This is a genomic window from Pseudomonas sp. MPB03, from assembly GCF_046605385.1.
In the GTDB taxonomy this organism is placed as follows: domain Bacteria; phylum Pseudomonadota; class Gammaproteobacteria; order Pseudomonadales; family Pseudomonadaceae; genus Aquipseudomonas; species Aquipseudomonas zanjanensis.
The window spans coordinates 6,095,001-6,108,523 of the sequence record NZ_CP176770.1; the positions used below are offsets into that span (position 1 = coordinate 6,095,001).

General features: G+C 57.9%; 14 protein-coding genes and 1 rRNA gene (1 of these 15 only partly in view). 9 read left to right on the forward strand and 6 right to left on the reverse strand.

The genetic code is table 11. The features are described 5' to 3' along the window. Both ACLH0I_RS26630 and tyrS read right to left on the reverse strand, forming a co-directional pair. Positions 1–717 (reverse strand): 16S ribosomal RNA (locus ACLH0I_RS26630) (it extends 820 nt beyond the left edge of the window). A 561-nt stretch (positions 718–1,278) separates the two neighbouring features. After that, positions 1,279–2,478, reverse strand: coding sequence for a tyrosine--tRNA ligase (gene tyrS, locus ACLH0I_RS26635; RefSeq protein ID WP_250962162.1), 1,200 nt, complete (start codon positions 2,476–2,478; stop codon positions 1,279–1,281). A 212-nt stretch (positions 2,479–2,690) separates the two neighbouring features. Between tyrS and ACLH0I_RS26640 the strand changes: the two genes are divergently transcribed. Next, complete coding sequence (locus tag ACLH0I_RS26640; RefSeq protein WP_411385780.1) at positions 2,691–4,109, forward strand: peptidoglycan DD-metalloendopeptidase family protein; 1,419 nt, start codon at positions 2,691–2,693, stop codon at positions 4,107–4,109. 2 nt (positions 4,110–4,111) lie between these two features. Further along, entirely contained in the window at positions 4,112–5,203 is a 1,092-nt protein-coding gene (locus ACLH0I_RS26645) for an anhydro-N-acetylmuramic acid kinase (RefSeq protein WP_250962160.1), read from the forward strand. Positions 5,204–5,272: 69 nt separating this feature from the next. On the opposite strand, the gene erpA is transcribed toward ACLH0I_RS26645, so the two are convergent. Continuing rightward, a complete protein-coding gene (erpA, locus tag ACLH0I_RS26650) occupies positions 5,273–5,623 on the reverse strand; it encodes an iron-sulfur cluster insertion protein ErpA (protein ID WP_003177727.1) in 351 nt (116 codons plus the stop codon). 149 nt (positions 5,624–5,772) lie between these two features. Beyond that, the gene (gene argC, locus ACLH0I_RS26655) at positions 5,773–6,807 is read right to left on the reverse strand and encodes an N-acetyl-gamma-glutamyl-phosphate reductase (protein WP_122566710.1); all 1,035 of its coding nucleotides are present in this window, start codon (positions 6,805–6,807) and stop codon (positions 5,773–5,775) included. 135 nt (positions 6,808–6,942) lie between these two features. Here argC and hemJ point away from each other — a divergent pair, with 135 nt between their 5' ends. The 6 genes from hemJ (at position 6,943) to coq7 (ending at position 11,391) form a co-directional block, all read left to right on the forward strand. Beyond that, positions 6,943–7,374 (forward strand): protoporphyrinogen oxidase HemJ, encoded by a 432-nt coding sequence (gene hemJ, locus ACLH0I_RS26660; protein ID WP_186706988.1) that lies wholly within the window; start codon positions 6,943–6,945, stop codon positions 7,372–7,374. 35 nt (positions 7,375–7,409) lie between these two features. Then, on the forward strand, positions 7,410–8,378 hold the full coding sequence (locus ACLH0I_RS26665; protein ID WP_411385781.1) for an NAD(P)H-dependent flavin oxidoreductase: 969 nt from the start codon (positions 7,410–7,412) through the stop codon (positions 8,376–8,378). A 51-nt stretch (positions 8,379–8,429) separates the two neighbouring features. Beyond that, positions 8,430–9,395 carry a DUF805 domain-containing protein gene (locus ACLH0I_RS26670; RefSeq protein WP_411385782.1) on the forward strand — a complete coding sequence of 322 codons (966 nt, stop codon included), beginning with the start codon at positions 8,430–8,432 and terminating at the stop codon, positions 9,393–9,395. A 62-nt stretch (positions 9,396–9,457) separates the two neighbouring features. Further along, on the forward strand, positions 9,458–10,246 hold the full coding sequence (locus ACLH0I_RS26675) for an SDR family NAD(P)-dependent oxidoreductase (protein WP_250962155.1): 789 nt from the start codon (positions 9,458–9,460) through the stop codon (positions 10,244–10,246). An 83-nt stretch (positions 10,247–10,329) separates the two neighbouring features. Next, positions 10,330–10,668: a histidine triad nucleotide-binding protein gene (locus ACLH0I_RS26680; protein WP_003316306.1), complete on the forward strand. Its 339-nt coding sequence runs from the start codon at positions 10,330–10,332 to the stop codon at positions 10,666–10,668. Between the two features lie 75 nt (positions 10,669–10,743). Continuing rightward, positions 10,744–11,391 carry a 2-polyprenyl-3-methyl-6-methoxy-1,4-benzoquinone monooxygenase gene (gene coq7, locus ACLH0I_RS26685; RefSeq protein WP_060740380.1) on the forward strand — a complete coding sequence of 216 codons (648 nt, stop codon included), beginning with the start codon at positions 10,744–10,746 and terminating at the stop codon, positions 11,389–11,391. 129 nt (positions 11,392–11,520) lie between these two features. On the opposite strand, the gene ACLH0I_RS26690 is transcribed toward coq7, so the two are convergent. Then, entirely contained in the window at positions 11,521–11,943 is a 423-nt protein-coding gene (locus tag ACLH0I_RS26690) for an OsmC family protein (RefSeq protein ID WP_003206127.1), read from the reverse strand. 235 nt (positions 11,944–12,178) lie between these two features. Between ACLH0I_RS26690 and crp the strand changes: the two genes are divergently transcribed. Continuing rightward, positions 12,179–12,823: a cAMP-activated global transcriptional regulator CRP gene (gene crp / locus ACLH0I_RS26695; protein WP_186729587.1), complete on the forward strand. Its 645-nt coding sequence runs from the start codon at positions 12,179–12,181 to the stop codon at positions 12,821–12,823. Here crp and ACLH0I_RS26700 read toward each other — a convergent pair. Further along, entirely contained in the window at positions 12,820–13,521 is a 702-nt protein-coding gene (locus tag ACLH0I_RS26700; protein ID WP_411385783.1) for a biotin/lipoate A/B protein ligase family protein, read from the reverse strand. The two genes, crp and ACLH0I_RS26700, sit on opposite strands and share 4 nt — an antisense overlap. Positions 13,522–13,523: the final 2 nt, after the last annotated feature.

The following is a 13,523-nucleotide window of genomic DNA, read 5'->3' on the forward strand; positions in this document are numbered from 1 at the left end:
ACTGGTGTTCCTTCCTATATCTACGCATTTCACCGCTACACAGGAAATTCCACCACCCTCTACCATACTCTAGCTCGACAGTTTTGAATGCAGTTCCCAGGTTGAGCCCGGGGCTTTCACATCCAACTTAACGAACCACCTACGCGCGCTTTACGCCCAGTAATTCCGATTAACGCTTGCACCCTCTGTATTACCGCGGCTGCTGGCACAGAGTTAGCCGGTGCTTATTCTGTCGGTAACGTCAAAACACTAACGTATTAGGTTAATGCCCTTCCTCCCAACTTAAAGTGCTTTACAATCCGAAGACCTTCTTCACACACGCGGCATGGCTGGATCAGGCTTTCGCCCATTGTCCAATATTCCCCACTGCTGCCTCCCGTAGGAGTCTGGACCGTGTCTCAGTTCCAGTGTGACTGATCATCCTCTCAGACCAGTTACGGATCGTCGCCTTGGTGAGCCATTACCCCACCAACTAGCTAATCCGACCTAGGCTCATCTGATAGCGCAAGGCCCGAAGGTCCCCTGCTTTCTCCCGTAGGACGTATGCGGTATTAGCGTCCGTTTCCGAGCGTTATCCCCCACTACCAGGCAGATTCCTAGGCATTACTCACCCGTCCGCCGCTCTCAAGAGGTGCAAGCACCTCTCTACCGCTCGACTTGCATGTGTTAGGCCTGCCGCCAGCGTTCAATCTGAGCCATGATCAAACTCTTCAGTTCAAACATCTTTGGGTTTTGAGAAAACCCTAAACTTGGCTCAGCAATCGTTGGTTACATCTTTGATTTCTCGCGGAGTAACTTGTGATGCTGATAATCTGTTGACTAGCAGTCTGACTCCACAAGCACCCACACGAATTGCTTGATTCAGTTGTTAAAGAGCGGTTGGCTGAGTCTTTCGTCTCAACCGAGGCGCGCATTCTACAGCGCCCCGTGTATCTGTCAAGCGGTTATTTTAAGAAGTTTTCAAAGTTTCGCTTCGGAAACATCAACAACTTCAACCACTTGCGCTTCCGATCTCTCGTTAGCGGGAGGCGAATTCTACAGCGTTACTCGCTGCTGTCAACACCTCTTTTTCACCGCTTTCGACCGAGAAGATCGAACCGCCGATAGAGCCAAACATCACCGCTCTATCTGCTCCTTCCGGGCCTCGATGAACTGAAGCCCAACACCTTCGAAACCTACTTAACTCATTGAATCTCAAGGAGTTTTCCGTTTCGACTGCGCCGGAAGTGGGGCGAATTATAGACTTCCAGAATCTGCCGTCAACCCTTAATTTCAGCTTTATTCGGATTTAAGCGTAATACGCGCAAAAGCCTTCTTGCCGGCCTGGCATACATGAGTAGAGCCCAGCTCATATATATAGGTGCGATCCACAACCTCACCATCTACACGCACACCGCCCGAACCAAGGAGATCTCGTGCCACCGCCGCATTCTTGACCAGGCCTGCTTTATTAAGGACGGCCGCAATCGGCATATCCTCGGCAGCAACCAGCTCGATCTCCGGCAAGTCATCCGGCAGCTCGCCATCCTTCATACGATTACCCGCCGCACGGTGAGCGTTGGCAGCTGCCTCTTCACCATGGAAACGAGCAACGATCTCTTCGGCCAGCTTGATCTTGATGTCCCGCGGATTAGCCCCAGCCTCTACATCAGCACGGAACGCATTGATCTCATCCATGGACCGGAAGCTCAACAGCTCGAAGTAGCGCCACATCAGCGCATCAGGAATGGAGACCAGCTTGCTGTACATGACGCCTGGCGCTTCCTGGATGCCCACGTAGTTGCCCAGCGATTTGGACATCTTCTTCACGCCATCCAACCCTTCCAGCAATGGCATGGTCAGGATGCACTGCGCCTCTTGACCATAACCGCGCTGCAGCTCACGCCCCATCAACAGGTTGAATTTCTGATCGGTGCCGCCGAGCTCAACGTCCGCGCGCAACGCAACCGAGTCATAACCCTGTACAAGCGGATAGAGGAACTCATGGATAGCGATTGGCTGATTGGTTGTATAGCGCTTGTCGAAATCATCGCGCTCAAGCATGCGAGCCACGGTGTATTGAGACGTCAGGCGAATGAAATCCGCCGGCCCCATCTTATCCATCCAAGTGGAGTTGAAAGCCACTTCGGTCTTGGCCGGATCAAGAATCTTGAATACCTGGGTCTTGTAGGTCTCGGCGTTATCGAGGACCTGCTCACGGGTCAGCGGCGGGCGCGTAGCACTCTTGCCGCTCGGGTCACCGATCATGCCGGTGAAGTCCCCTATAAGGAAGATGACCTGGTGGCCCAGATCCTGAAACTGGCGCAGCTTATTAATAAGCACGGTGTGACCCAGGTGCAGATCGGGCGCCGTCGGGTCGAAGCCAGCCTTGATACGCAGCGGCTGCCCACGCTTGAGCTTTTCGATCAGTTCGGACTCGACCAACAGTTCTTCCGCACCACGCTTGATCAGCGCTAGCTGCTCTTCAACCGACTTCATAACAGACCCGTAAGGCTCAGATTCAAAGGGCCCCAACCATACAAGATCGCGCACCAAATACAAGGTTTGCCAGGCGCAAGGACGCTAATCCACAGAACAGAGCGTTCGCGGGCTTGCTTCGCAGGGGTTTTGGTTATATTTTATACAGTTATTTCATCTTCATCATGTCATTCATCTTTTCCAATTCATTTTTTCAAAAGCCAAAATTACTTATGACCACAGAACCGTCTAAAGCGCCGCCGCTTTACCCGAAGACCCACCTGCTTGCCGCAAGTGGCATCGCAGCCCTCCTTAGCCTGGCGCTCCTGGTGTTTCCCTCCAGCGATGTTGAAGCCAAAAAGACGACTCTGAGTCTTGAACTGGAAAGCCCTGCTGAACAACTGACACAAGAACAAGACGCCGCCGAAGCCGTTCAAGCCACAAACGAACCGGCCGCTTCTCCGTTTGCACAAATTGAAAACAGCCCGCAAGACCCTGCCCAGGCCGCCGCTCAGGCAGAAGCGCCTGTGGCAGAAGAAAAGAAAGGACCGGACCATCGCGAAGTGATTGTTGCCAAGGGCGACACTCTCTCCACACTCTTCGAAAAGGTTGGCCTGCCTTCGACTTCGGTCCATGAAGTCCTGGCCAGCGACAAACAAGCCAAGCAATTCACTCAATTGCAACGCGGCCAGAAACTCGAATTCGAACTCAATCCAGACGGACAGCTGACCAACCTGCACACCAAGCTGAGTGATCTGGAAAGCATTACCCTGACCAAAAATGACAAGGGTTATGTATTCAACCGCGTCACCGCCAAGCCTACCGTTCGCTCGGCCTACGTCCACGGCGTCATCAACAGTTCGCTGTCCCAGTCCGCTGCGCGCGCAGGCCTTTCCCATAGCCTGACCATGGATATGGCCAGCGTCTTCGGCTACGACATCGACTTCGCCCAGGACATTCGCCAGGGCGACGAATTCGACGTCATCTACGAGCAGAAAGTGGTCAATGGCAAGAGCGTCGGCAACGGCCCGATTCTCTCCGCGCGCTTCACCAACCGGGGCAAGACGTACACCGCGGTGCGCTACACCAACAAGCAAGGCAACAGCAGCTACTACACCGCCGACGGCAACAGCATGCGCAAGGCATTCATCCGTACACCGGTTGATTTCGCCCGTATCAGCTCGAAGTTCTCCGCAGGTCGCAAGCATCCGATCCTGAACAAGATTCGCGCCCACAAAGGTGTCGACTACGCCGCCCCTCGTGGCACGCCAATCAAGGCAGCCGGCGACGGCAAGGTGCTGCTGGCAGGCCGTCGCGGCGGTTATGGCAATACCGTGATCATCCAGCACGGCAATACCTATCGCACGCTGTACGGGCACATGCAGGGCTTCGCCAAAGGCGTGAAGACTGGCGGCACCGTCAAGCAAGGCCAGGTGATTGGCTACATCGGCACCACCGGCCTCTCCACCGGCCCGCACTTGCACTATGAGTTCCAGGTCAACGGCGTTCATGTCGATCCACTTGGCCAGAAATTGCCGATGGCCGATCCGATCGCCAAGGGCGAGCGCGCACGCTTCCTGGCCCAAAGCCAACCTTTGATGGCTCGCATGGATCAAGAGAAAGCCACCATGCTGGCCTCGAGCAAGCGCTAAGCATGGCGCTCTATATCGGTGTGATGTCCGGGACCAGCCTGGACGGCTTGGATATCGCACTGATCGAACTGACCCCGGCCATCAAATTGATCGCCACGCACTACATCCCCATGCCCGTCGTTCTGCGCACCGAATTGCTCGAATTGTGCAGCAGCGGGCCCGATGAGATCGCCCGCTCCGCCATTGCCCAACAAAGCTGGGTAAAGCTGGCCGCGCAGGGTATCCATACCTTGCTCAACGAACAGAAACTCAAGCCTGAAGACATCAGGGCGATTGGCAGCCACGGCCAGACCATCCGCCATGAACCGGCCCGTGGGTTTACTGTGCAAATTGGCAACCCGGCACTGTTGAGCGAATTGACCGGCATCACCGTCGTCAGCGATTTCCGAAGCCGCGATGTCGCCGCTGGTGGGCAAGGCGCCCCACTGGTCCCGGCGTTTCACGAAGCATTGTTCGAAGCACGAGCCGGTCATCGTGCCGTGCTGAATGTCGGTGGCTTCAGCAATCTCAGCCTGATAGAGCCCGCAAAACCTGTCACCGGTTTCGACTGCGGCCCAGGCAACGTATTGCTCGATGCCTGGATTCATCAACAACGCGGCGAGCATTTCGATCGCGACGGTCAATGGGCTGCCAGCGGAAAAGTCGAGCCAGCCTTGCTCAAGGCACTGCTCAGCGACCCCTTCTTCGTCACCAAGGGTCCGAAAAGTACCGGTCGTGAAGTATTCAACCTGCCGTGGCTGAGCCAGCATTTGTCGCAGTTGCCGGCCTTCGCCCCGGAAAACGTCCAGGCGACGTTACTCGAACTGACCGCCCTGACCATCGTCGAATCACTGCAGCATGCCCAGCCGAATACTCAAGAGTTGCTGGTCTGCGGCGGCGGCGCGCACAACCAGGCGTTCATGAAGCGCCTGGCTGAATTGCTGCCAGAGGCCACCGTCAGCAGCACGGCGGCATATGGCGTGGATCCGAACTGGGTCGAAGCCATGGCGTTCGCCTGGCTCGCCCATTGCTGTCTTGAAGGTATTCCAGGTAACCGCCCAAGTGTCACGGGCGCCCGTGGCCTGCGCGTACTCGGCGCCATCTACCCGGCCTGAATCCAATAATCACGGACAAAAAAACGCCGCAGGGCCCAAGGCACTGCGGCGTTTTTTATACTGAAGCCTTCAGATCGAGAACGAAGAGCCGCACCCACAGGTCGTGGTGGCGTTAGGGTTCTTGATCACGAAACGCGAGCCTTCCAGACCTTCCTGATAATCCACCTCGGCACCTGCCAGGTACTGGAAGCTCATCGGGTCGACCACCAGGCTGACCCCTTCGCGCTCGACAATGGTGTCGTCTTCGGCCACTTCTTCATCGAAAGTGAAGCCGTACTGGAAACCGGAACAACCGCCGCCCGTAACAAATACGCGCAGCTTCAAACGATCATTGCCCTCTTCATCGACCAGGCTCTTCACCTTGTGCGCGGCACCGTGGGTGAATTGCAAAGCCGTGGGGGTGAAGGTTTCGACGCTCATGCTGAATATCTCCCGGCGCTTACGCCGCCATAATGCGTGATGGCGGGCATTATCCGCTTCTCCTAGAAAATTGGTCAACTATTTAGAAGAGCAGCGGCGAGCTACAAGCCTCAAGCTTGTAGCCGCCAACATAAAGCTTGTTGCTGCTATTACGGCAACATCCCCGCATGGGACAGCCCCAGACGCTCATCCAGCCCGAACAGGATGTTCAGGTTCTGCACGGCCTGGCCGGACGCGCCCTTGACCAAGTTGTCGATGACCGACAACACCACCACCAGATCACCGTCCTGCGGACGATGCACGGCGATCCGGCAAACGTTCGCACCGCGCACGCTGCGGGTTTCCGGATGACTGCCAGCCGGCATCACGTCGACGAACGGTTCGTTGGCATAACGTTTTTCAAACAGCGCCTGCAGATCCACCGAACGATCGACGACCGTCGCATACAGGGTGGAATGGATACCACGAATCATCGGGGTCAGGTGCGGCACGAAGGTCAGGCCGACGTCCTTACCCGCTGCCCGGCGCAAGCCCTGGCGAATTTCCGGCAAGTGGCGATGCCCTTTGACCGCGTACGCCTTCATGCTTTCCGACGTCTCGGAATACAGCGAGCCGACACTGGCGCCACGCCCGGCACCGCTGACACCGGACTTGCAGTCGGCGATCAGGCGCGAAGCATCGGCAAGGCCGGCTTCCAGCAGCGGCAAGAACCCCAGCTGTGTCGCCGTCGGATAGCAACCCGGTACAGCGATCAGTCGTGCCTGCTTGATCTTCTCGCGATTGACTTCCGGCAAGCCGTAGACCGCCTCTTCAAGCAGTTCCGGCGCACCGTGGGGCTGGCCGTACCATTTGGCCCATTCATCGGCGTCCTGCAGGCGGAAGTCCGCCGACAGGTCGATGACCTTGGTGCCGGCGGCCAGCAGTTCGCCGGCCAGGGCGTGAGCAACACCGTGGGGCGTGGCGAAGAACACCACGTCGCAGGCACCGAGGGTCTTGACGTCCGGAACGCTGAACGCCAGGCCGTCGTAATGGCCTCGCAGGTTCGGGTACATGTCGGCGACGGCCAGGCCGGCCTCGGATCGGGAGGTGATGACCACCACTTCAGCCTGCGGATGCTGTGCCAGCAGACGCAGCAGTTCGACACCGGTGTAACCCGTGCCGCCGACAATACCGACCTTGACCATAACCCTGCCCTCAACGAACCCACTGGAAAGCCGTCGATGATAGGGGCCGCAGGGCGTGGCGACAACCGTCAAGGTGACGTGCGGCCGCTCTAACCTCTACTATCGGGCTACCGTGATTTCTTGGAATAACTAAAAATGCTCTATCTGTGGCTCAAAGCACTTCACATTGTCAGCATGGTCTGCTGGTTCGCCGGCCTGTTCTACCTGCCTCGCCTGTTTGTCTATCACGCCCAAAGCGAGGACAGCGTCAGCAAAGAGCGCTTCAGCGTCATGGAGCGCAAGCTGTACCGCGGCATCATGGGCCCGGCGATGATCGCCACCCTGATATTCGGCATCTGGCTGCTGAGCCTCAACGCCGGAGCCTACTTCACTCAGGGAGGCTGGATGCACGCCAAGTTGACCCTGGTCGTGCTGTTGATCGGTTACCACCACATGTGCGGCGCACAGGTGAAACGCTTCGCCCGTGGCGAAAACACCCGCAGCCATGTCTTTTATCGCTGGTTCAATGAGGTGCCGGTTCTGATATTGCTGGCTATCGTAATTCTGGTCGTCGTCCGACCGTTCTAATCTCCAATCAGCATTCATTATCCGGGGTACTTCCAATGTCGTTGCCCGCTCTGCTTGAACAACGCTTGCGCCTGCCCGTCGTGGCGGCGCCCATGTTCCTGATTTCCAATCCCCAATTGGTGCTGGCCTGCTGCCGCAATGGCATCGTCGGCAGCTTTCCGGCGTTGAACCAGCGCGAAAGCAGCGGCTTCAAGGCCTGGCTGGAAGAAATCGAAGCAGGCCTGGCGACCCTGGAAAACCCGGCGCCCTACGCCGTGAACCTGATCGTCCACCACAGCAACCCGCGGCTTCAAGCCGACCTGGCCATCTGCACCGAACACAAGGTGCCGATTGTCATCACCAGCCTGGGCGCGGTGAAAGAACTGGTGGACGCGGTGCACGGTTATGGCGGGCTGGTGTTCCATGACGTGACGACCCGGCGTCATGCCGAAAAAGCCGCCGAAGCCGGTGTCGATGGCTTGATCGCCGTTGCCGCCGGCGCAGGCGGGCATGCCGGGACCTGGAGCCCGTTTTCACTGATTGCCGAGATCCGCCAGTTTTTCGATAAGACCCTGCTGCTTGCAGGATGCCTGAACCACGGCCATCAGATTCTGGCCGCACAATTGCTCGGCGCGGATCTGGCCTACTTCGGTACGCGATTTATCGGTACAAGCGAAAGCCACGCACCTGACGCTTATAAAGAGATGTTGCTCACATCCAGAGCCGCGGACATCGTGCATACTCCTGCTGTATCCGGGGTGCCGGCGAGTTTCATGCGCCAGAGCCTGGAGAATGCCGGTTTCGATCTCGCCGCCCTGCAGAACAAAGGCGAGGTGGATTTTGGCTCGAAACTCAAACCGCTGAACGATGAAGCCAAGGCCTGGAAAACCGTATGGTCCGCCGGCCAGGGCGTGGGTGGAATCGATGATTTGCCCAGCGTCGATCAGTTGGTGGCGCGCCTGGATGAAGAATACCGTCAAGCACAAGCCCGGGCGGCACAGCTTGGCGGGCAATGGCCGCGCTGAACCAGCCCAAACAAAACAACTACTTAACTTTCAGAGACAAGGATGCCGGGCATGAGCGAAACCCGTTTCAATATCGTGTTCGACGGCGGCGTGATGCCGGGCGTCGATACCACCACCGCCAAACTCAACCTCGCCGAGTTGTTCAAGAGTGATGTCAGCGCCATTGAACGACTGTTCACCGGTCGCAAGGTGGCCCTGAAAAGCGACCTGTCCCAGAACGAGGCGCAGCAGTACCTCGAAGCGCTCAACAAGAGCGGAATCGACGCCAGGATCGAAGCCGAACCCACCGTCCAATTGAGCCTTGGCGAAGTACAGGACGCGCCGCGGCAACCGAGTGGACGCCACCCCGATTCGATCGTCGAACCCGCCTCGCCCTACGCGCCTCCCCGCGCCGAAGTCGGTGAAGCACTTGCCGAGTACAGCACCCTCAAGCCCTTCAGCTTCGATGGCCGTATCGGGCGCCTGCGCTACCTGGCCTGGACCATGGCGTTGACCCTGGCCCTGCTGCCCTTGGTTGGCGTGGGCTTCTGGCTCGCCTCGACCTGGCTGCTGGCTTCCGACTCGATAGCGGCGCTCATTGTCGGCGGCCTGCTCGCCACGGTCGTTGTGCTTGCCTTTGCCTTCGTGAGCATCCAGTTCAACGTCCAGCGCCTGCATGACCTCGGTTGGTCGGGGTGGTTGTGGCTGATCAACCTGGTTCCCTTCGTGGGCAGCATCTTCCCGTTCATCCTCATCATCGCGCCAGGCAATACCGGTGCAAACCAATATGGCCCGCCACCCCCGCGCAATACCACGGGGGTCAAGCTGTTGGCCTCGCTCTGGCTCGTGATGATCGTATTGATTTTCATCGCCACGTTTGCAGGTATCTTCGGAGCCCTCCAGGAGGACTACGACACCAGCAGCCTGAGCAGCTACGAAAGCAGCGAGTCCAGCAGCGAAACCGCTGAAGAGCCCGCCGTTGAGGCAGCCGAGCCCGCTCCGCCTTCTGTAGACTATGAAGAAGAAGAGGAACAATAAGCGCGCTTCATGCCGGTGACAGCCCAGTCATTTGGCGGCGGGCTGTTGCGATGGAGAACTGCATGACCCGTTACGCACTGATCACTGGCGCTTCCAGCGGCATCGGCCTGGCCATGGCTGAAGCGCTGGCCCGGCGCGGCCGCAACTTGATACTGGTGGCTCGACAACGTGATCGGCTGGAAAGCATTGCAATCGAACTGACCCAGCGGTTTGGCGTGGAGGTACTGTTCCGGGCTTGCGACCTGGGCGAACCGCTGAGGCTTTCAGGCTTTTTGCTGGAACTGGAGGAAGGTGAACGGCAGATCGACCTGCTGGTCAATTGCGCTGGCATCGGCACCAGCGGGCCGTTCCTGGGCCAGGACTGGATGACCGAGCAGGACCTGATCGAAGTCAACATCCTTGCCCTGACACGGCTTTGTCATGCCGTTGGCAATAGCATGGCGCTGCTTGGCGGCGGCCAGATCCTCAATGTTGCCTCGGTCGCCGCGTTCCAGCCCGGTCCTTGGATGAGCACCTACCACGCCAGTAAGGCCTATGTGCTGCACTTCTCCGAAGCCCTGCGGGTTGAATTGAAGAAATGCGCGATCAAGGTCTCGGTACTTTGTCCTGGTCCGACCCGAACCGGTTTTTTTTCCAAGGCGCAGATGGACGAACAAAAACTCGTCGCCAGCAAATCGCTGATGAGCCCGGAAGAAGTCGCCCTGTACGCCGTGCGCGCACTGGACAAAAACCGCGCCATCATCATTCCCGGACGCCGCAACCGCTGGCTGGCCGTACTGCCGCGGCTGGGATCACGGTGGCTGGTCCGGACTATCGCCGGCATGGTCAACAAGGCTTACTGCCCGCACTGATACCCTCAAGCTGAACAGCCAAGACACCTCGATCGAGGCCTTCGAGGCATTCGACCTCAACGAACCCAACGGAGAAAACAGCTGTGGATACTCTGTTTACCAAGATCATCAACCGGGAAATTCCGGCGAAGATCATTTACGAGGATGACCAGGTACTGGCCTTCCACGACATCGCCCCACAGGCGCCCGTGCACTTTCTAGTCATTCCAAAGAAACCGATCCGCACGCTCAATGACCTTACCGAAGAAGACAAGGGCCTGGCCGGGCACATTCTGTTCACTGCCCAGCGCCTGGCGCTGGAATTGGGCTGTGAAGAAGGTTTTCGCGTGGTGATGAATTGCAATGAACTGGGTGGGCAGACGGTCTATCACATTCATATGCATGTGCTGGGTCAGCGCCAGATGAACTGGCCGCCGGGCTGATACCCCTGACCCAACGCAAATCTTCGGCGGCCGATTGGGTTAAACTGGCCGCTGTGATTTTTCCCGGAGGTAAGCATGACTACCCAACGTCACTACTCGCCGATTGACCGCCTGTTGCTGCAAGCCGACACCGCGATGCGCACCCTGCTGCCCTTCAGTGGCCAGCCGTACCGCCCATCACCGGCTATCGTGCAACCGGACGCGCAATTGAGTGACGAGCAAACCCGCCACGTCGCTGGATTGATGCGTATCAACCACACCGGCGAAGTCTGTGCCCAGGCGCTGTATCAGGGCCAGGCGCTGACAGCGAAGCTGCCGCAGGTGCGTGAGGCAATGGAACATGCCGCCGAGGAAGAAATCGATCACTTGGTCTGGTGTGAACAACGGATTCGCCAACTGGGCAGCCACACCAGTGTCCTGAACCCGCTGTTCTATGGGATGTCGTTCGGGATCGGCGCCGTCGCCGGGCTGATCAGCGACAAAGTCAGCCTCGGCTTCGTCGCGGCGACCGAACATCAAGTGTGCAAGCACTTGAACGAGCACCTGGAGCAATTGCCGGCTGAGGATGAGAAATCCCGGGCGATCCTCGAGCAGATGCGCGTGGATGAAGAACACCATGCCGAAAGTGCGCTTGACGCCGGTGGTTTCCGTTTCCCGGCCCCGGTGAAATTCGGCATGAGCCTGCTGGCCAAGGTCATGACCAAGAGCACTTATCGGATTTGACGGTGATTGGGATCTGGATAACCCATCCTTATTCCTCGGAAACTAAAAAAGGCGACTTCCCAACGGGGAGTCGCCTTTTTTCTATCCGACAATTTCAGTGCAGCAAATCGCAAGCCCTTGAATGGCGACTCAACCCAACTCGATGATTTCATAATCGTGGGTGATTTCGACCCCGGCGGCACCGAGCATGATCGAAGCCGAGCAGTACTTCTCGGCAGACAGCTCAATGGCGCGCTTGACCTGGGCTTCCTTCAGGGCTCGCCCCTTCACCACAAAGTGCATGTGAATCTTGGTAAACACCTTTGGGTCTTCAGTGGCGCGTTCCGCTTCGAGGAACGCTTCGCAGCTTTCGACGGCCTGGCGGGACTTCTTGAGAATGCTGACCACGTCGAAGTTGCTGCAACCGCCCACGCCCAACAGCAGCATTTCCATCGGCCGAACACCCAGGTTCCGGCCACCGGCCTCTGGCGGGCCGTCCATGACGACCACATGACCACTGCCTGACTCACCGAGGAACATGGCTTCGCCAGCCCATTGGATGCGTGCCTTCATCGCCAAGACTCCACTGTTAAAAAAGGGTCGCCAGCTTAGCACAGCACCTCCTCATGACGGCTCTCCGTCTTAGGAAGCTCTTCCTGTCAGCCTGTAGGTAAATTCTCGAATCTATTCAAGACGCCTCTGTTAAGCTGGCGCGAATTCGCTGGCGTATGGCCAGCTTTTAGCGATAGCCATTCGCCCTCATCACAAAACCAAATCACAACACTGCGCAGTCTTTCGGGATACAACCATGGTTGCCATTACTCCCACGCTCAAGATCAAGAATCTCGACAAACTTTTGATGCATTGTCAGCGCCGCCGCTATCCAGCCAAACACAACATCATTTGTGCAGGTGATCGTTCCGACACGCTGTTTTTCATCATCAAGGGCTCGGTTACCATCCTGATAGAAGATGACGACGGTCGGGAAATGATCATCGCCTATCTCAACTCCGGAGATTTCTTCGGCGAGCTGGGGTTGTTCGAACAGGCGGGCAAGGAACAGGAACGCAGTGCCTGGGTGCGGACCAAGATTGAATGTGAAGTTGCGGAAATCAGCTACGCCAAATTCCGAGAACTGTCCCTGCAAGACCCGGACATTCTTTACGTCCTCAGCGGACAAATCGCACAACGCCTGCGCAATACCACCCGCAAGGTCGGCGATCTCGCGTTTTTCGATGTCACCGGACGTGTCGCACGTTGCCTGCTGGAGTTGTGCAAGCAGCCTGATGCCATGACCCACCCCGACGGCATGCAGATCAAGGTGACCCGCCAAGAGATTGGTCGGATTGTCGGTTGTTCGCGGGAAATGGTCGGTCGCGTACTCAAGGACCTGGAAGAGCGCAACCTGGTCAGCGTCAAAGGCAAGACCATGGTGGTGTTCGGAACGCGTTAAGCGCCCAGCAGTTGGGTCAGCATTTGCCGATACAACGCTTCGAGTCGCTCCAACGCGTGAGGCGCCGGGAATTTTTCATGCAGGGCGATGTGGCTCTCGGCACGCACTCGCTGCTCCAGGCCACAGGCTTCATTGAAGCGATTGACCGCCGCGACCATGGACTCGCGTTCGTTCTCCAGCAACAGCGCGCCATGAACCAGGCCCACCGGACGCTGACCGCCCTTGCTCTGGCGCCAGCGCTGAGCGGTGCCGACCATTTTCCGACCGTCGAGGTTGACGTTGAAGCGCCCGTCGCAAAAGGCCCCTTCCACTTCGCCCAGCGAAGCCACCCCGCCCAACTCATCCAACAACTGGCAAATGGGATCGCACAATCGTCGATATCCGGTTTCGATGCGGCCATGGTCACCTTCGCTGCGCGGTGGCGCGAAGACCAAGGCGATATTGACGGTAGCGGCCGACTGCGGCACCGGCTCACCGCCGGTTTCGCGCAGCAGGACAGGCCAGTCATGGGCGGCCGATACTTCACTGGCGTGCTCGAACCCCGGCAGGCGACTCAAGCGGCGCGGCATGACCAGCGCGCGGTCATTGGGCTGCCAGAACAGCAGCCCAAACTCGGCGTCGCCCGCGCAGATGCTGGCCAACAGATCCTGTTCGGCTTGCAGGCCCGCTTCGACGGTGAGGGACATCACAGGCGACATGA